Origin of the sequence: Aeromonas australiensis (assembly GCF_000819725.1) — a bacterium.
GTDB lineage: Bacteria > Pseudomonadota > Gammaproteobacteria > Enterobacterales > Aeromonadaceae > Aeromonas > Aeromonas australiensis.
Genome location: NZ_CDDH01000046.1, coordinates 46,610 through 65,387, shown reverse-complemented (window position 1 = coordinate 65,387; position 18,778 = coordinate 46,610). Strand labels below are relative to the sequence as shown.

At 54.5% G+C, this 18,778-nt stretch carries 20 protein-coding genes; all 20 read left to right on the top strand.

Going from position 1 to position 18,778, the window contains the following annotated elements; all coding sequences use genetic code 11:
- The first annotated feature begins 3 nt into the window (after nucleotides 1-3).
- A complete protein-coding gene (gene fliQ / locus BN1117_RS06965) occupies nucleotides 4-273 on the top strand; it encodes a flagellar biosynthesis protein FliQ (RefSeq protein ID WP_040096010.1) in 270 nt (89 codons plus the stop codon).
- A complete protein-coding gene (gene fliR / locus BN1117_RS06960) occupies nucleotides 270-1,067 on the top strand; it encodes a flagellar biosynthetic protein FliR (protein ID WP_040096006.1) in 798 nt (265 codons plus the stop codon). Before fliQ ends, fliR begins: the two co-directional genes overlap by 4 nt.
- Nucleotides 1,060-2,190: a flagellar biosynthesis protein FlhB gene (flhB, locus tag BN1117_RS06955; RefSeq protein ID WP_040096004.1), complete on the top strand. Its 1,131-nt coding sequence runs from the start codon at nucleotides 1,060-1,062 to the stop codon at nucleotides 2,188-2,190. The genes fliR and flhB overlap by 8 nt, the downstream gene beginning before the upstream one ends.
- A 106-nt stretch (nucleotides 2,191-2,296) precedes the next feature.
- Nucleotides 2,297-4,399 (top strand): flagellar biosynthesis protein FlhA, encoded by a 2,103-nt coding sequence (flhA, locus tag BN1117_RS06950; protein WP_040096003.1) that lies wholly within the window; start codon nucleotides 2,297-2,299, stop codon nucleotides 4,397-4,399.
- 16 nt (nucleotides 4,400-4,415) lie between these two features.
- Nucleotides 4,416-5,840, top strand: coding sequence for a flagellar biosynthesis GTPase FlhF (gene flhF, locus BN1117_RS06945; protein ID WP_040096001.1), 1,425 nt, complete (start codon nucleotides 4,416-4,418; stop codon nucleotides 5,838-5,840).
- A 1-nt stretch (nucleotide 5,841) separates the two neighbouring features.
- Nucleotides 5,842-6,717, top strand: coding sequence for a MinD/ParA family protein (locus tag BN1117_RS06940; RefSeq protein WP_013723550.1), 876 nt, complete (start codon nucleotides 5,842-5,844; stop codon nucleotides 6,715-6,717).
- On the top strand, nucleotides 6,710-7,429 hold the full coding sequence (locus BN1117_RS06935; RefSeq protein WP_040095999.1) for an RNA polymerase sigma factor FliA: 720 nt from the start codon (nucleotides 6,710-6,712) through the stop codon (nucleotides 7,427-7,429). Before BN1117_RS06940 ends, BN1117_RS06935 begins: the two co-directional genes overlap by 8 nt.
- Nucleotides 7,430-7,552: 123 nt before the next feature.
- Nucleotides 7,553-7,924, top strand: a complete 372-nt coding sequence (gene cheY, locus BN1117_RS06930; protein WP_425283256.1) for a chemotaxis response regulator CheY — start codon at nucleotides 7,553-7,555, stop codon at nucleotides 7,922-7,924.
- Between the two features lie 12 nt (nucleotides 7,925-7,936).
- Nucleotides 7,937-8,677, top strand: coding sequence for a protein phosphatase CheZ (locus BN1117_RS06925; protein WP_040095995.1), 741 nt, complete (start codon nucleotides 7,937-7,939; stop codon nucleotides 8,675-8,677).
- 11 nt (nucleotides 8,678-8,688) lie between these two features.
- Nucleotides 8,689-10,908 carry a chemotaxis protein CheA gene (locus BN1117_RS06920; protein WP_040095992.1) on the top strand — a complete coding sequence of 740 codons (2,220 nt, stop codon included), beginning with the start codon at nucleotides 8,689-8,691 and terminating at the stop codon, nucleotides 10,906-10,908.
- A 32-nt stretch (nucleotides 10,909-10,940) separates the two neighbouring features.
- Nucleotides 10,941-12,056: a protein-glutamate methylesterase/protein-glutamine glutaminase gene (locus tag BN1117_RS06915; protein WP_040095990.1), complete on the top strand. Its 1,116-nt coding sequence runs from the start codon at nucleotides 10,941-10,943 to the stop codon at nucleotides 12,054-12,056.
- Nucleotides 12,057-12,058: 2 nt separating this feature from the next.
- Nucleotides 12,059-12,796, top strand: a complete 738-nt coding sequence (locus tag BN1117_RS06910) for a flagellar motor protein (RefSeq protein ID WP_040095989.1) — start codon at nucleotides 12,059-12,061, stop codon at nucleotides 12,794-12,796.
- Nucleotides 12,797-12,798: 2 nt separating this feature from the next.
- Nucleotides 12,799-13,719, top strand: a complete 921-nt coding sequence (locus BN1117_RS06905) for a flagellar motor protein MotB (RefSeq protein ID WP_040095987.1) — start codon at nucleotides 12,799-12,801, stop codon at nucleotides 13,717-13,719.
- A gap of 4 nt (nucleotides 13,720-13,723) precedes the next feature.
- Nucleotides 13,724-14,518 (top strand): ParA family protein, encoded by a 795-nt coding sequence (locus BN1117_RS06900; RefSeq protein WP_005353663.1) that lies wholly within the window; start codon nucleotides 13,724-13,726, stop codon nucleotides 14,516-14,518.
- Nucleotides 14,515-15,387: a chemotaxis protein CheW gene (locus BN1117_RS06895; RefSeq protein ID WP_040095985.1), complete on the top strand. Its 873-nt coding sequence runs from the start codon at nucleotides 14,515-14,517 to the stop codon at nucleotides 15,385-15,387. The genes BN1117_RS06900 and BN1117_RS06895 overlap by 4 nt, the downstream gene beginning before the upstream one ends.
- 69 nt (nucleotides 15,388-15,456) lie before the next feature.
- A complete protein-coding gene (locus BN1117_RS06890; protein WP_040095983.1) occupies nucleotides 15,457-15,945 on the top strand; it encodes a chemotaxis protein CheW in 489 nt (162 codons plus the stop codon).
- Between the two features lie 28 nt (nucleotides 15,946-15,973).
- A complete protein-coding gene (locus BN1117_RS06885; RefSeq protein WP_040096058.1) occupies nucleotides 15,974-16,351 on the top strand; it encodes a DUF2802 domain-containing protein in 378 nt (125 codons plus the stop codon).
- A 197-nt stretch (nucleotides 16,352-16,548) separates the two neighbouring features.
- Entirely contained in the window at nucleotides 16,549-17,193 is a 645-nt protein-coding gene (ccmA, locus tag BN1117_RS06880; protein WP_040095982.1) for a cytochrome c biogenesis heme-transporting ATPase CcmA, read from the top strand.
- Nucleotides 17,194-17,197: 4 nt separating this feature from the next.
- Complete coding sequence (gene ccmB / locus BN1117_RS06875) at nucleotides 17,198-17,866, top strand: heme exporter protein CcmB (protein WP_040095980.1); 669 nt, start codon at nucleotides 17,198-17,200, stop codon at nucleotides 17,864-17,866.
- Between the two features lie 170 nt (nucleotides 17,867-18,036).
- A complete protein-coding gene (locus BN1117_RS06870) occupies nucleotides 18,037-18,777 on the top strand; it encodes a heme ABC transporter permease (RefSeq protein ID WP_040095979.1) in 741 nt (246 codons plus the stop codon).
- Nucleotide 18,778: the final 1 nt, after the last annotated feature.

The window sequence follows — 18,778 nt, the reverse complement described above, 5'->3', positions numbered from 1 at the left end:
AATATGAGTCCTGAAACCTTTGTCGACGTTTTTCGCGAGGCGCTCTGGCTGGTCAATCTCATGGTCAGCGCAGTGATCCTGCCCAGCCTCGCTATTGGGCTGGTGGTTGCTATCTTTCAGGCGGCCACTTCCATCAACGAACAGACCCTCAGCTTTCTGCCACGCCTTATAGTGACGCTGTTTGCGCTCGGTGCAGGAGCCCACTGGGGCTTGCAGAGTCTGATGGATTTCTTTCAGCTTATGGTGAGCCAAATCCCCGAGGTGGTAGGATGACCTATACAACCGCTCTGATCATGGAGTGGTTGTCTTCCATTCTCTGGCCGCTGGCCCGGATAAGCAGCCTGTTTATGGTGATGGCGGTGTTTGGTAGCCGTCTCTCGCCGGCTCGGGTGCGGATGGGATTGGCGCTCGCCATCACCTTTCTCATTGCTCCACTGCTTCCGCCTATGCCCCCCATCGAGCTCTTCTCGGCGGGCAGTTTTCTGGTATTGGGCCAGCAACTGTTGATCGGTATTGCCCTCGGCCTGATGACCCAGTTTCTGATGGAGAGCTTTGTGATGGCCGGCCAGGTTATCGCCATGCAGACCAGTCTGGGCTTTGCCACCCTGGTGGATCCGATGAATGGTCAATCGGCCCCCGTGGTGGGGCAGTTTTATCTGATGCTGGCGACCCTGGTATTTCTGGCACTGGATGGCCATCTGGTGATGCTGCGGCTGGTGATCCTCAGTTTTGAGACCTTGCCGGTATCGGATGCCGGGCTCACGTTACCTGCTATCCGCACCCTGATCGGTTTTCTCGGGGTGATGTATCAGGCTGCGCTGGTGATGGCCCTTTCTGCCATCGTCGCCTTGCTCTTGATCAACTTCGCCTTTGGTGTCATGACCCGGGCGGCGCCGCAGCTCAACATTTTCAGTATCGGTTTTGCGGTCAGCATGATGTCGGGTCTGCTGATCCTCTGGCTCACTATCGGCGGGTTCCTCGGTCACTTCGACATCATGTGGCAGCGGGTGCAGGAGGTTAGCTGCGAGCTGATCAACACCCAGTGCTTCGGGGGCGCTTATGGCTGATACCGACCAGGAACGTACCGAACAACCCACGGGCAAACGACTGCAACAGGCCCGTGAAAAAGGGCAGATTGCACGTTCAAAAGAGTTGGGGACCGCCAGCGTTCTGCTCTCGGCGGTCTTTGGTCTGTTAATGCTCAAGGGATCGCTGGCGACCGCCATGCTCAAGGTCGTCACCATGGGCTTTACCCTGGAGCGAGAGCAGGCTTTCGATCCCAACGCCATGGTTGCCCTGGTGCCCGCATTGCTGGGGGAATTACTGCTTCCGCTGGGGCTCTTGTTTGCGCTGGTGGCACTTGCTGCTTTTATCGGCAACACCCTGATGGGGGGGATGAACTTCTCCACCCAGGCGATGATGCCCAAGATGAGCAAGCTGAGTCCGCTCAGTGGTTTCAAGCGAATGTTCGGGGTACAGTCGCTGATCGAGCTGATCAAATCCATCGCCAAGGTGGTGTTTATCACCCTGTTTGCCTGGTGGATGTTATCAAGCCAGTTCAATCACCTGCTTAGCCTCTCTATGGAGGGATTTCCCGGCGGCATGATTGATGCACTGGATCTGTTTCTCTGGATGCTGATTATCCTCTGCTGCGCCCTGCTTCCTATCGTTGCCATCGATGTGCCATTCCAGCAGTGGAATCACATGCGTCAGCTCAAGATGACCAAGCAGGAGGTGAAGGACGAGTTCAAGGACACGGAAGGTAAACCCGAAGTGAAGGGACGGATCCGGCGTTTGCAGATGGAGATGGCGATGCGCCGGATGATGGGGGATGTACCCAAGGCCGATGTGGTGATCACCAACCCGACCCACTACTCGGTGGCGCTCCAGTATGATGCTGGCAAACCCGGTGCCGCACCCAAGGTCGTGGCCAAAGGTACTGATGAAGTTGCGATGAAAATCAGGGAGATCGCCAGAGAGTACGAGATCCCGATCATGCCGTCACCAGCCTTGACCCGTGCTATCTACCACTCAACCGAGCTGGGACGCGAGATCCCGGAAGGGCTGTTCGCGGCGGTTGCCCAGGTGCTCGCTTATGTCTTCCAGCTTAAGAAATTCCGCCGTGGTCAGGGGCGCCGTCCACAGCCATTGGCGAAAGACCTCCCCATCCCTGTCGAATACCGCAAATGACAAAGTTCTGACGCACTTAAATAAACTTATTTATTTTCAATGTATTGCGTTGTTGGCTTGATGTTTGCTTTCATTTGGCATCAACAGCATGAAATTGAGAAAAGCGATGGAATTCAAGGCAGTATTGGGTCACATCAAAGAGCATCGGGCACTATTTGGCAAAGGCCTCGGTACTCCTTTGCTGGTATTGGCCGCGCTTGGCATGGTGGTATTGCCCATCCCGCCGCTGATGCTGGATGTGCTCTTCTCCTTCAACATTGCTCTCTCCATCGTGGTGTTGCTGGTGGCAGTTTATACCCGGCGGCCCCTCGAATTTGCAGCTTTTCCAACGGTGTTGCTGCTTGCAACTCTATTGCGGTTGGCGTTGAACGTCGCCTCGACCCGGGTGGTATTGCTGGAAGGTCACAATGGCAGTGCAGCGGCTGGCCAGGTGATCGAGGCATTCGGTAACGTGGTGATCGGCGGTAACTATGCGGTCGGTATCATTGTTTTTACCATCCTGATGATCATCAACTTTGTAGTAGTCACCAAGGGTGCCGGCCGGATCGCGGAAGTAAGTGCCCGTTTCACTCTCGATGCGATGCCGGGCAAGCAGATGGCTATCGATGCCGATTTGAACGCGGGCCTCATCAATCAGGAAGAGGCGAAAAAACGTCGTCAAGAGGTGACTCAGGAGGCCGACTTCTACGGCTCCATGGATGGTGCTTCCAAGTTTGTTAAAGGGGATGTCATCGCGGGCATCATGATCCTCTTTATCAACATCATCGGGGGTTTCATCATCGGGATGATGCAACACCAGCTTACCTTCAGCGAATCGGCCGAAATCTACACTCTGCTGGCCATCGGTGACGGCCTGGTGGCGCAGATCCCCTCTCTGCTGCTTTCCATCGCTGCCGCCATCATAGTAACCCGGCAGAATACCGATCAGGACATGGGCACCGCAGTACTGGGTCAGCTGTTTGACAATCCCAAAGCATTGATTATCTCTGCCGGTATTCTGCTGATGATGGGGTTGGTGCCGGGGATGCCGCACTTCGCTTTCCTGACTCTGGGGGCATTCGCCTCTGCCGGAGCCTGGTGGCTGCTGCGCCGCGAAAAACTGGCTGCGGCCAAAGCGGCCAAGGGCGAGTTGTTGCCAGTCACTACTGAACAGCCTCATGAACAGAAGGAGCTGAGCTGGGACGATGTCATGCCGGTCGATATCATCGGGCTTGAGGTAGGCTATCAGCTGATCCCGCTGGTGGATCGCAATCAGGGGGGCGAACTGCTCAACCGGATCAAAGGGGTGCGTAAGAAACTCTCGCAAGAGTTGGGCTTTTTGGTCCCGGCCGTCCACATTCGCGACAACCTGGATCTAGCGCCAAACCAGTACCGCATTACCTTGATGGGGGTCAGTACCGGCGAGGCCAATGTCTACCATGATAAAGAGATGGCGATCAATCCGGGACAAGTTTTCGGCCAGATCCAGGGGATAGCCACCCGAGATCCTGCATTCGGGCTCGAAGCCGTGTGGGTTGCCAAGGAGCAGGTTTCCCAAGCGCAGACCCTGGGTTATACAGTGGTGGATACCGCAACTGTTGTAGCTACCCATATGAGCCAGATCCTCACCAACCATGCAGCTCTGCTGCTGGGCCATGACGAGGTGCAACAGCTGCTCGATATGATAGGCAAACATCAGAGCAAGCTGGTCGAAGGTCTGGTGCCGGAAGTGATCAGCATGGGTAACCTTGTGAAGGTATTACAGAATTTACTCAATGAAGGCGTGCCAATCCGTGATATGCGCACTATCCTGCAGACCCTGGTTGAATACGCGCCGCGCAGTCCGGATCCGGAAGTGCTTACTGCGGCTTGCCGGATTGCCCTGCGGCGCCTGATTGTGCAGGAGATTGCAGGTCCCGATCCCGAGCTGCCAGTCATTACCTTGGCGCCGGAATTGGAACGTATATTGCATCAATCCCTGCAAGCAGGTGGCGGTGATGGTGCTGGTATTGAACCGGGTCTGGCAGAGCGGATGCAGCGTTCGCTGGTAGAAGCCACTCAACGACAAGAATTGGAAGGCCAGCCGGCCGTGCTTCTGACATCGGGGATCTTGCGCAATACCCTGGCGAAATTTGTCAAGAATGCCATTCCTGGATTGCGCGTTCTGTCTTATCAGGAAGTGCCCGACGACAAGCAGATCCGCATCGTCAGTGCGGTGGGGCAGAACTAGTTAGCGGAGACGACGGGTGAAGATTAAGCGGTTTTTTGCCAAGGACATGCGAACGGCTCTGGCCGAGGTCAAGGAGACTCTCGGGCCTGACGCCGTCATCATGTCCAACAAAAAGGTCACCGGAGGGGTAGAGATAGTCGCTGCGGTCGATTATCAATCCCAGGTTCCGGGACCCAAAGATGCGCCGGTTCGCCGTCAGCTGAACGATGAGAGCGTCAATATTTCGTCTGCTGCACGGCAGATGAACCGTCCCGAGCCAACCTCGGCGAAGGAGCAGAACGAGCATTATGCCGATACCCTGGCTGCCTTGCTGGCCCGCCAGCAGAAACTCAAGCCGGGCAATGGGGCGCCAATGGGCAATACCCAATCGGCCGGGCTGGCCGCTGCCAATGCAGCGCCCAGAACATTGGCCGAGCAGGGGCAGTGGGGCGCAGCCCCGGAACCTGTCAAGCCCAAGGCTCGGGTTGCCTCCGGCCAGCGTGCTACCCAACCTGCCCAGCGGGATCAGGAGATGGAGGGGATGCGCAAGGAGATGGCCAGCATCCGCAAATTGCTGGAGCACCAGATCTCCGGGTTGATGTGGCAAGAGGTGGAGCGCCGCGAACCGATGCGGGCCCTGCTGATCAAGGAGCTTAAGAAACTGGGCTTTGACGATGCGTTTGCCGATCAACTGGCGGGGCTTATCCCCGAAGATATGTCCATCCATCAAGCGATGGCACAGTTGGCCGAGGTCCTCACCGCCCAGCTCAAGATCAGCGAGGACGAGATTTTGCGGCAGGGCGGCGCGGTGGCGCTGCTTGGTCCGACCGGGGTGGGCAAAACGACTACCATCGCCAAGCTGGCGGCCCGTTTTGCCATGAAGTACGGCGCCGAGCAGGTGGCGCTGATCACCACCGACAACTACCGGATTGGCGCCCACGAACAGCTGCAGACCTATGGCCGGATCATGGGCTGTCCGGTTCGGCAGGTACGTGATGCCGAAGAGCTAGCCAATGCGCTTTATCAGTTCCGCCATCGTCGATTGGTACTGATCGATACGGCTGGGGTTGGCCAGCGGGATATCCGGTTGACCGAGCAGCTCGACACCTTGGTCAAGAATGCCAAGGTGCGGATCCGCAGCTATCTGGTGATGTCGGCCACCTCCCAGCGTCGGGTGATGCAGGAGGCGGTGGACCATTTCAGGCGTATTCCATTAAGCGGCTGCATACTTACCAAATTGGATGAAAGTCTGAATCTGGGCGAAGTGATTAACGTGTGTATCCAGAATGCCTTGCCCATCAGTTATATCACTGACGGGCAGAGGGTTCCGGAAGATATCCAAGTTGCCAATGCAGCGCAGCTCGTTGGGGCGGCCATGGGCTCGCTGGAGCGAGAAACAGAGGAGCCCTATTTCTGGGGTGCAGGCTTTGGCGATGCCGAAGATTCGGAGTTTTATGAGTAACATGTATATGGATCAGGCGAGTGGTCTGCGCAAAATGCGTCAAAACAATCGAGTAAAAGTAATCGCCGTTTCCGGTGGCAAAGGTGGCGTAGGTAAAACCAACGTGACCTTGAACGTAGCCGGAGCCATGGCCGCCCAAGGCAAGCGGGTGATGGTGCTGGATGCCGACCTTGGCCTCGCCAACGTCGATGTCATGCTGGGGCTGCGGGTTCATCGTAACCTCTCTCATGTGCTGGCTGGTGAATGCACCATCGACGATATTATTGTCGAAGGCCCTTACGGCATGATGATCGTGCCGGCGACCTCGGGCACCCAGTCGATGGTTGAGCTTTCACCGGTACAACATGCCGAGCTTATACGTGCCTTCAGCGAGATGAAGACGCAGGTCGACATCCTGCTGGTGGATACGGCTGCTGGGATATCCGATATGGTGCTGAGCTTCACCCGTGCGGCTCAGGACATCATGGTAGTGGTCTGTGATGAGCCAACATCGATCACCGATGCCTACGCCCTCATCAAGATCCTCTCCAAGGATCACGGCGTGTTCCGCTTCAAGGTGGTGGCCAACATGGTGCGCAGCCTGCGCGAAGGTCAGGAGCTCTTTGCCAAACTGACCCGGGTCACGGATCGTTTCCTCGATACCTCGCTGGAACTGGTCGCCTGTGTGCCTTACGACACGAATTTGCGTGCTGCAGTACGCAAGCAGAAGCTGATTGTCGAGGCGTTTCCCAAGTCACCTGCCGCACTGGCGTTCCGGGCCCTTGCCAATAAGGCCGCGAGCTGGCCGGTACCTAATCAGCCGGGCGGCCATCTGGAGTTTTTCCTGGAAAATTTGTTGCAGAAACCGGCTACAACACAGGAAGGTTCCCGTGAATAAAGCCCAAGCGTACTTGCGTCATCAGGATTCCTACGTGCTGGTGGAGCGTCATGCTCCCCTGGTCAAGCGAATTGCCCAGCATCTGTTGGCTCGTCTGCCCAACAGTGTCTTGCTGGATGACCTGATCCAGGCAGGTATGATTGGGCTGCTTGAAGCCTCTCGTAACTTTGATGGCAGCAAGGGGGCCAGCTTCGAGACGTATGCCGGGATCCGAATCCGTGGCGCCATGCTGGATGAAATCCGCCGTGGTGACTGGGTGCCCCGTTCCGTGCATCGTAACAGCCGGGCTATCGCAGAAGCGATTGAGAATGTCGAACAGACCCACGGGCGTGATGCGCGGGATACCGAGGTCGCAGCCCAGATGGGTGTATCCATTGCGGATTACCATGCCATGCTGCAAGACGTATCCTGCGGAAAAATTATCGGCATCGAAGATTTGGGGGTCAGTGAGGATGTGATCGGTAACCCCGATGATGCCTCTTCAGGCTCGGGATTCGATGAATTGGCTGCTGAGCGATTTCAGATTCAACTATCGGAACAAATTGGTCGTTTACCTGAGAGAGAAGCTTTGGTTCTCTCTCTTTACTACGATGAAGAGCTGAATTTGCGCGAAATTGGCGAGGTTTTGAATGTCAGCGAGTCGCGTGTGAGTCAGATCCACAGTCAGGCGATGCACAGATTACGTGCTCGTTTGAGAGATTGGCACCTATAAGTGTTTGTACTGGCTACACTGAGATGAAACTCTAAGGCATAATTCGCACGACACAACCCGTTTTTAGCATCATGTAAGTGAGCCACTATGGTGGCTATTTAGGAGGGAATTTTGGACAAGAACATGAAAATCCTCATTGTTGACGATTTTTCAACGATGCGCCGGATTATCAAGAACTTGCTGCGCGACTTGGGATTCAACAACACCCACGAGGCGGATGATGGCAATACAGCGCTGCCGATGCTGAAAAATGGCGATTATCAGTTTGTGGTGACTGACTGGAACATGCCAGGTATGCAAGGTATCGACCTGCTCAAGGCCATCCGCGTTGATGAGAAGCTCAAGCATCTGCCGGTATTGATGGTAACGGCCGAAGCCAAGCGTGAGCAGATCATTGAAGCCGCTCAAGCTGGCGTCAATGGTTACATCGTCAAGCCTTTCACCGCCGCAACGCTCAAAGAAAAGCTCGATAAAATTTTCGAACGAATTGGCTAAGGAGCGGCTGGGATGATGGCCAAAACGAGAGCAATGATTTCACTCGATCAGGCAAGGTTGCTTGTTGCCCATCTGGAGCAAGGGGAATGTGAACTGGCCGATGAACTGCTTGCCGAAGTATGCGCTCCCAACGCAGCCGCTCTGTTTGAAAAAGTAGGCCAGCTGACCCGGCAACTTCACAATTCACTTCAAGAATTTCGCCTCGACCCGCGTATTCCTGATTTGGCTGCCCATGACATTCCCGATGCGCGGGAGCGCTTGAGCTACGTTATCGATATGACCGACAAAGCTGCCAATCGCACGATGGATGCGGTGGAAGCCAGTTTACCGATAGCGGATCGCCTAAATGACAATATCCAGCTGGTGATGCCGAACTGGAATGCGCTGATGGCGCGCGATATGAATGTTGGGCAGTTCAAATCGCTTTGTCACCAACTTGATGATTTTATTAAGGCTTCAGAGTCAGACGCCGATAAATTAAGACAACTGCTGACAGAGATCCTGATGGCGCAAGATTTTCAGGATTTGACAGGACAGATGATCCGCAAGGTCATCAAGCTTGTTCAGGAAGTTGAAACAAAATTAATAGAAATGCTGACTATGTTTGGTGAGGCTTCTTCTGAGCATTCAACTCGACCTCTTCCTGTTAATGGGATTGAAGCAGAAGGCCCCATCATGAACCCTGAAGCTCGCGCCGATGTGGTTAATGATCAGGATGATGTGGACGATCTGCTGTCTAGCTTGGGATTCTAATGGAGTGACGCATGGCCTTCGAAGTTGATGAAGACATACTGCAAGACTTTCTGGTCGAAGCATCCGAAATATTGGAACAGTTGTCTGAACAACTGGTCGACTTGGAAAAGCGACCCGATGACAAGAACCTGTTGAATGCTATTTTTCGCGGTTTCCATACCGTGAAAGGTGGTGCTGGTTTTCTGTCGCTCGGTGAATTGGTTGATGTATGCCACGGCGCGGAAAACGTGTTCGACATCTTGCGAAATGGCAAGCGAACAGTTACAGCCGAGCTGATGGATGTGATCCTGCAAGCGTTGGATGCCATCAATGTCATGTTCGCCCAGGTTCAAAATCGCGAAGCGCCAAGCCCGGCTTCAGATGATTTGCTTCATGATCTCCACGAGTTGTGTAAGCCGGAAGGGGAAGAGCAACTGCGCACTGCTACCAGTGCAGCCGTGGCTGTGGAACCTGAACCAGCAGCACCAGTCGTGGAGGTTGTCCCCGAGGTGGTCGAACCCACGGCCATCGGCAACGAGCCAGCTCCAGTCAATGGTGGTGGCTCTATCGATGAGATTTCTGCGGATGAATTCGAGCGCCTGCTAGATGAGCTTCATGGCGCGGCTGGTACCCCTACCCCTACCCAAGCGACAACAACATCTCCTGTTACTGGTGGCTCAGGCGATATTACCGATGATGAGTTTGAGGCTTTGCTGGATCAGCTTCATGGTCAAGGCCAGCATATGGGCGCGCCAGAGGTTAATCCGTTGAAGTCGGTACAAAAAGAGGTGGATGAACTAATCGATGACGATGAGTTTGAGCGCCTGCTTGATGAATTGCATGGTCATGGCCAGGGACCGAAGAGTACCATGGCACCTGCCGCACCTGCCGCACCTGCCGCACCTGCCGCACCTGCCGCACCTGCCGCACCTGCCGCACCTGCCTCAGTGACGCCACCCAAGCCGGCAACCCCTGTAGCTAAGCCCACACCGGCAGCTCCCGCAAAACCCACGGAAGCAGCCAAGGCTCCTGCACCTGCAGCTAAGGCGGCCCCTGCGCCTGCCGAAAATAGTGCGGTGCAGAGTGATACGACAGTTCGTGTCGATACCAAAACTCTCGATGTCATTATGAACATGGTGGGTGAGCTGGTATTGGTGCGTAATCGCCTGGTGAGCTTGGGTGTTGCCAGTAATGATGAGGAGATGTCAAAGGCAGTTGCCAATCTGGATGTAGTCACGGCTGATCTGCAAGGGGCGGTGATGAAAACCCGCATGCAGCCAATCAAGAAGGTATTTGGTCGGTTCCCGCGCGTGGTGCGAGATCTTGCTAGAACCCTCAAGAAAGAGATTGAGCTGGTGATGGTGGGGGAAGACACGGATCTGGATAAAAACCTGGTGGAAGCGCTCGCCGATCCACTGGTTCACTTGGTTCGAAACTCTTGCGATCACGGTGTGGAAATGCCGGATGTGCGTGAGAAAGCGGGCAAACCGCGGCAAGGAACCATCACCCTGAGTGCCTCCCAGCAGGGGGACCATATTCTGCTTTGCATCGAGGATGATGGCGCCGGGATGGACCCGGAAAAGCTCAAATCGATCGCCATCAGTCGTGGGGTACTGGATGCTGATAGCGCAGCCCGCATGAGCGATAACGATGCCTACAACCTGATCTTTGCACCGGGTTTTTCTACCAAGGCCGAGATCTCTGATATTTCCGGTCGTGGTGTCGGGATGGATGTGGTGAAAACCAGTATCGTGAGTTTGAACGGTTCTGTGTATATCGATTCCACCTGGGGTAAAGGTACCCGCCTCGAAATCAAGGTTCCGTTGACGCTGGCCATTCTGCCGACCCTGATGGTGGAAGTGGGTGAGCAGACCTTCGCATTGCCTCTTGGTTGTGTGAACGAGATTTTCCATCTGGATCTGAAAAAGGCCAACATGGTAGATGGTCAGCTTACCATCATAGTGCGCGAGAAGGCGATCCCGCTCTTCTACCTACATAAATGGTTGATTCGTGGCGCCAACAAACGTTCACGCCAGGATACTGGGCATGTAGTGATCGTGCAGATTGGTACTCAACAAATCGGATTTGTGGTAGACAGCCTGATTGGTCAGGAAGAGGTTGTGATCAAACCACTCGATAACCTGCTGCAAGGTACGCCAGGGATGGCTGGGGCAACGATTACCAGCGATGGCGGAATTGCTCTTATTTTGGATGTGCCGAGTCTGCTCAAAGCATATGCGCGTAGACATTAATCGCTCAGGCCCAAGGAGTTAGAAAAATAACAATGGCAGTTAAGGTATTAGTTGTCGACGATTCGAGCTTCTTTCGCCGTCGGGTGAGCGAGATCATCAATCAGGATCCCATGCTGACAGTGATCGATACGGCCCAGAATGGACGTGAAGCGGTAGACAAGGCGATATCGCTGCGCCCTGATGTAATCACCATGGACATCGAGATGCCCGTGATGGATGGCATCAGTGCTGTGCGTGAGATAATGGCCAAGTGCCCAACCCCCATTCTGATGTTCTCCTCCCTGACGCACGAGGGGGCCAAGGCGACGCTGGATGCACTTGACGCCGGCGCTCTCGACTTTTTGCCCAAAAAGTTTGAGGACATTGCCAGAGACAAGGACGAAGCGGTCAGATTGTTGCAACAGCGGGTGAAGGAAATCTCTCGCAAACGCTTCCTGATGACATCAGCTGCCCGTCCGAAAGCCCCAGAGCCGGTTGTTCGATCGCCTCTGGGCAGCACAGTGCCCAGAACGCCAGATCGCCAGTCGGATCTGCAGCGTTCTATTCCAAGTGCTTCCTTCAAGCGAAGTGGCAAGAGTTATCAGTTGGTGGCAATCGGCACATCTACCGGTGGGCCTGTGGCTCTGCAAAATGTGCTGACCAAGTTGCCGGGGGATTTTCCCCATCCCATCCTGCTTATTCAGCATATGCCCGCGACCTTTACTGCAGCATTTGCAGCCCGTCTCAACGGGTTATGCCAGATTGGCGTCAAGGAAGCAGAAGATGGCGATGTGCTCAAGCCGGGGCATGCCTATCTGGCACCAGGCGGTAAACAGATGCTGCTGGAAGGTCGTGGTGCAGGTGCCCGTATTCGGATCGTTGATGGCAACGACAAGGTAAATTACAAGCCTTGCGTGGACATCACGTTTGCCTCGGCGGCCAAGACCTATGCTGACAAGGTATTGGCGATTGTACTGACCGGTATGGGGGCAGATGGCCGTGATGGCGCCAGACTGCTGAAAGAGCAGGGCTCAACCATCTGGGCTCAGGATGAGGCTTCCTGCGTGGTATATGGTATGCCCCAAGCGGTAGCCAAAGCGGGAATTGCCAGCGAATCACTCCCTCTGGATAAGGTGGCCCAGCGTATTCTGGTTGAGTTGGGGCGCTAATCATGGGTCTGCTCGGTCTGCTCCTGGCATTGGGGGCGATTGCTATTGCCCAACTGTGGCATGGCGCCTCCCTGTTGACGCTGGTGGATGGACCCGCTTTTGTGATCGTGTTGGGCGGTACAGTCGGTGCCGTGATATTGCAAACCCCAGCCAAGTACATTCTGCTAGCGTTGCGTCAGTTGTTATGGTTTCTGACCCCTCCTCGGCAAGATCTCTTGACGCAAGCTGAACGGTTGCAATCATGGGCCGTTTTTGCGCGTCAGCAAGGGCTGCTGGCTCTTGAAAATCAGGCAGAGCAGGAGGAGGACAGCTTTACCCGCCAAGGGCTCGGGATGATTGTCGATGGGGTATCTATAGAGGATATCCGGATGCTGCTGGAAGCAGACATCGATATCGAGCAGGAGCGCAATGAACATGCAGCTCGGGTGTTCGAAGCGATGGGGGGATACAGTCCGACCATCGGGATCATCGGTGCAGTACTGGGCCTCATCCAAGCTATGTTTAATCTTGAAGATCCATCGGCGCTAGGGACAGGCATAGCCGTTGCATTTGTGGCGACTATCTATGGGGTGGGTTTTGCCAACCTCATCTACTTGCCGATCGCCAACCGACTGCGCGCATTTCACTATCACTATACACTCTTTCAGGCGATGACCCTGGAAGGGCTATTAGCTATCGCTCATGGTGAAAATGGAGTGCAGGTTGAGCGTCGACTCAGGGCCTATTTGAAAGGAGAGTAGCCATGCGCAAGCGCTATGGGTTGCACTTGCAGGGTCGCGAGCATCTTGACCGCTGGCTGGTCTCCTATGCTGATTATATGACACTGATCTTTGCCCTGTTTGTGGTGCTCTACTCAGTTGCTCTTGTAAACAAAGATAAGTACCAGGCAGTGATCGCTGGTATGAGTCAGGCGTTCAGTGTCATGCAGGCTGGCAGCAATGGCTTGCTGGAAGGGCAGGGTCATTTCCTGCTGGACAATGCGGTCTCTGCGTCACCATCCTTGCTGGAAAGTGCAGCATCCCCTTCCCCTTCACTTGCTCCCATATCTGGTGTGCCAGTGCTGCAAGATGGCACGACACTTGCTGAACTCGATACGCAGTTACAACAGAGCATGGGATCGCTGGTGGATACCGGCATCGTCAAATTGACGCAAGATGAGAACTGGCTGACGGTTGAACTCAGTTCTGGTTTGTTGTTTGGCAGCGGCAGCGCCTTTTTGGGGCCAAATGCAGCGCCGATTATTAATACTCTTTCAAGTATTCTCAAACCGGTCGATAACTACGTAAGGATTCGGGGGTATACCGATAACCAGCAGATAAATAATGAAATTTATCGTTCTAACTGGGCGCTCTCTGCCGCTCGTGCCGAGGCGGTACTCAATGGTTTGATTGCCGATGGTATCGCCCCCCAGCGTCTGGCGTTTGAAGCATATGGCGAGTTTTCCCCCTTTGCTGACAACAGCAGTGAACAGGGCAGATTGCAGAATCGCAAGGTCGTGGTAGCTATCTCCAAGTTTGCCTGGGTGCCACCGCCCCCTGTAGTTGCATCGCCCCCGGTGGTTGCCGAGTCGGCACCTGCTGTGCAGCAGGCGGCGGATGCAGGAGAAATAAAGGTGATCACCTTGCCAGGTGGTGGCATACGCATAACAACAAGGCAGGATTGAAACAGTGATTGTTTGGACGGTTGCCAACCAGAAAGGTGGTGTGGGTAAAACCACCACAGTGGTCTCGCTTGCGGGGATCCTGGCCCAGCGTGGTCAGCGGGTGCTGTTGATTGATACCGACCCCCATGCTTCGCTGACTGCATATCTTGATTTTGATTCAGATCGTCTGGATGGAACCCTTTATGAGCTGTTTCAAGCGGTCAAACCGACCGCTGAACTAGTCAATAAACTGACGCTAAAGACAAAGTTCGAGAATATCAATTTATTGCCAGCGTCTATTACCCTGGCGACCCTTGATCGAGTCATGGGCAATCGTGAAGGGATGGGCTTGGTACTGAAGCGGGCACTACTGCGGATTCAGGAGCAATATGATTATGTGCTGATCGATTGTCCGCCAGTGCTGGGGGTGATGATGGTCAATGCACTGGCAGCCTGTGATCGCATTCTGGTGCCTGTCCAGACCGAATTTCTGGCCCTCAAGGGGTTGGAGCGGATGATGAAAACATTCGAGATAATGCAGCGTTCCAAGCGTGACAAGTTCCGTTATACCGTGATCCCGACCATGTTCGACAAACGCACCCGTGCTTCTCTGATGACCTTGAAATCGATCAAGGATCAATATGGTGATTCGGTATGGAATGCGGTGATCCCTATTGATACCAAGTTCCGGGATGCCAGCTTGCTGCATATCCCCCCGTCTATTTATTCTCCCGGGAGTCGTGGAACCTATGCATACGAAACGCTGCTCAACCATCTTGATGCCCTTGAGCGGCAACGGGTTCATGAGGTGACGGCATGAGAGATACCATTCAAGTTCGGGCGATGGATGACTATTTCCACTCCCTGCTGCTCGATGAGCCGCTGGTGCTGGATGAGGTGGAGGAAGTCCAAGCTGCGCCAGTTTTAGAGTTGCAACGTCAACCCCAGAGTATCCCCGATGTGGTCGCGGCCCCTTACCTTGAACGCGATTCGCGGCTTGCCCAGCTGGGTGAGCTGCTGGCTCAGGTAGGGCAGGTCCAGTTTGAAAATGACGCCTTCACCCAGGAGGTGACCCTTACTGTTCCGTTGGAGATTGTGGCAGAAGAGTCACTGTTGCCGGTGGAGCCTGAATGGCCTGCGGAAGTTTTGCTGCCTGATGTTGCAGAGCCCCATACTACCATCCTGACCGAGACGGCGCTGGAGGTTGCTCCGCTAGAAGCCAGTGAACCTGCCGCTTGGGAAAATATCGATACCGACAAAGAGTTTCAGGCCCTCTTTTTTGAAGTTGCCGGCGTCACTTTCGCCGTGCCGTTGACCGAGCTTGGTGGCATTCATCAACTGGGCGAGATCACCTCCCTGTTTGGCCAGCCGGGCTGGTACAAGGGGATCATGACTTCCCGCGAGCAGAAGATGAATGTGGTTGATACTGCCCAATGGGTCATGCCGGGTCAACATCTAGAGATGGATGATTATAAGTATCTGATTATGCTTGGTGAATCACCCTGGGGATTAGCTTGCCATCATCTCAAAGGGACTGAATTGTTACACCGGGACCAAGTGAAATGGCGCCATCAAGAGGGCAAGCGTCCCTGGTTGGCGGGTATGGTTAAAGAAAAAATGTGTGCCCTGTTACATGTTCGCGAACTGCTCCTGTTGCTGGAGCGTGGGGTTAACATAGAAGGTCGCTGATAACTTCTGCAATCGAGCTGTTTTATTGCTAGTTTTAGCAGTAGACGTTTTTATAAAAGGAATAAAAGCATGACAGAAAAGCGCAATATCGCACAGAATCTGGCCGAAGATGAAGTGCTGCAATGGGTAACCTTCCAACTGGAAAACGAAACCTATGGCATCAATGTGATGCAGGTTCAGGAGGTGTTGCGCTACACCGAAATTGCGCCGGTGCCGGGGGCGCCAGAATACGTGTTGGGCATCATCAACCTGCGTGGCAATGTGGTGACTGTTATCGATACCCGTTCCCGTTTCGGTCTGCCTTCCGGTGAGGTGAGTGAAAACTCCCGCATCGTGATCATTGAGGCCGAAAAGCAGGTGATTGGCATCATGGTTGACAGTGTGGCAGAGGTGGTTTACCTGCGCTCTTCCGAGATTGATGCAGCACCTGCAGTCGGCACTGAAGAGAGTGCCAAGTTTATTCAGGGGGTGAGTAACCGCGATGGGCAACTGCTGATCCTGGTTGACTTGAACAAGTTGCTCTCTGATGAAGAGTGGGAAGATATCGGTTCCCTCTGATAAGTAAGGTGATGGTTTGATAATCGAGATGGTTGCCTTGGGGGTGTCCCTGGTTGCCTTGGCGTTTGCCTCTTATATCTGGTTCAAGAGCAAGCGCAATAAGCAGGAGTCCGAGGCTAGTGTGGTAACGCTGCAAAGTCAGCTTGAGAGCCTGCGCAAGCAGATGATGGAACTCCATACCGGTGCCATTGGCATGGGGCAGCGTCTGCAGTCGGTTGAAGGGGCGATGCAGCAGGTGAATGATCGCCAGCAAGAGCTGACCATGCAGGATCCCGAACGCAGGCTCTACAGCCGAGCGGCCAAGATGGTCGAACTGGGCGCCGATCTTGATGAGGTCATGAGTGAGTGCGAGTTGCCAAAGGCAGAAGCCGAGCTTTTGATATCATTGCGAAAAGGCCGCTCTTGATGATTCAGGAAGGCAATTGCCTTCCTGAATGTTATGGCGAAGCTGCTTTTCCCCCAATTGCGTTGAGCGGGGTATTTCCACCACATTTTTCTTTGTGATCCCGGTCGCCAGTCCGTTCAATTGTTGCCTCTTTGAAAAGACGTATTCCAATACTGTGTTAAGATGCAGACCGCTTCATTTTCTCTGAAAACATCCCCATGCTGCTTCAAGTTAACAATCTGAGCTGCGTGCGCGAAGATCGCACTCTGTTTGAATACCTCTCTTTCTCCGTAGAACCCGGCGAACTGGTGCAAATTGAAGGGCCCAACGGGGTCGGCAAGACCAGTTTGTTGCGGTTGTTGACCGGGTTGTCGCAGCCATTTGCCGGTGAGGTGTACTGGAATGGGGAGAATATTCGTCACTGCCGTGATGAGTATCATGCTCATCTGCTCTATCTCGGTCATCAGCCCGGCGTCAAAGCGGCACTGACCCCTTTGGAAAACCTGAAGTTCTACCAGCAGTTGCATCACCCGCAGCAGGCAGAGAGCGATTTGTGGCAGATATTGGCCAAGGTAGGGCTGGCCGGCTTTGAAGAGAACCCGGCCGGACAACTCTCCGCCGGTCAACAACGCCGCGTGGCTCTGGCCAGACTCTGGCTGTCACAAAAACCGGCGCTCTGGATCCTCGATGAGCCCTTTACGGCCATCGACAAGCAGGGGGTCAAGGTGCTCGAGCAGCTCTTTCTGGCCCACGCCGAGCGGGGGGGCATGGTGATCCTCACCACCCATCAGGATCTGACCCTGATGCAGGGAAAACTGAAGACCATTTCGTTGACCCCCGTTAGCTCGACATTGCAGGAGTAACTTCATGTTGCGCGCTGTTATGCATCTTATTCACCGTGAACTGCTGATAGCCCTGCGTCAGCGTTCCGATATTCTCAATCCGCTCTGGTTTTTCCTCATCGTCATCACTCTGTTTCCGTTAGGCATTGGCCCGGAGCCCAAACTGCTGGCCCGTATTGCTCCGGGGATTATCTGGGTGGCGGCGCTATTGGCGGCCATGCTGTCGCTGGAGCGACTATTTCGCGACGACTTTACCGATGGCGCGCTGGAGCAGATGATGCTGATGCCGTATCCGCTGGGATTGCTGGCGCTGGCGAAAGTGGTTGCTCACTGGCTGCTGACAGGATTACCGCTGCTGCTTATCTCTCCCTTGCTGGCGATTTTGCTATCGCTGGATATGAGCACCTATCTGGCCGTTGTCGCGACACTGGCCCTTGGCACACCGGTGCTGAGCTTGCTTGGCGCGGTCGGGGTTGCGTTGACGGTAGGGCTGCGTAAAGGGGGAGTGCTGCTCAGTCTGCTGATCCTGCCGCTCTATATTCCGGTACTGATTTTTGCCACATCCGCCATTGATGCGGCAGGGATGAGCTTGCCCTATGACGGCCAGCTTGCCATTCTGGCAGCCATGCTGGTGGGGGCCCTGACATTGACACCGCTGGCTGTAGCGGCGGCGTTGCGAGTCAGCCTCAACTGATGGCGGTGAGTTGAATTAGGTTTGGCTCCGAACGGAGTCTTTTTATAAAAAATAATGTTGCGATGGATCAAGGAGAGCGCCGCTTATTGCTTTCGGGGTATTTGATGCAGCCCCGTGGTCGGTATGGTAGGCCTCGCCAAACGATTAATAACAAAAAGGTTTTGTGAGCTATGTGGAAATGGTTGCACCCTTATGCCAAACCGGAGCGTGCCTATCAACTGGCCGGTAACTTGTTACCCTGGTTTGCGGTGATTAGTCTGCTGTCGTTTGTGATCGGTACTGTCTGGGGCCTCGCGTTTGCGCCGGCGGATTATCAACAGGGGGATTCGTTCCGGATAATCTATATCCATGTGCCTTCCGCCATTCTCTCCATGGGGGCTTACTCCACCATGGCGGTGGCTGCCTTTATCGGATTGGTGTGGCAGCTGCGGATGGCGGACATGACGGTTGCAGCCATTGCACCGGTGGGCGCCGTATTTACCTTTATCGCCCTCTTTACCGGTGCGGCCTGGGGTAAGCCGATGTGGGGTACCTGGTGGGTGTGGGATGCGCGGCTCACTTCGGAACTGATCCTGTTGTTTCTCTACCTTGGCGTGATTGCCCTTTACAACGCCTTTAGCGACAAGGTAGTGGCAGGCCGTGCTGCAGGTATTCTGGCACTGGTGGGGGTGATTAATCTGCCGATCATTCACTACTCGGTGGAGTGGTGGAACACCCTGCATCAAGGTGCCACCATCACCAAATTTGCTAAACCCTCCATTTCCCCCGAGATGCTCTGGCCACTGCTTATCATGCTCCTGGCGTTTGCCGCGTTTCTCGGGGCACTGACTCTGATGCGTTTTCGCAATGAACTTTTGCTGCGGGAGTGGCATCGTCCCTGGGTCATCGCTCTTGCCGAGCAGGAGAAGTAAG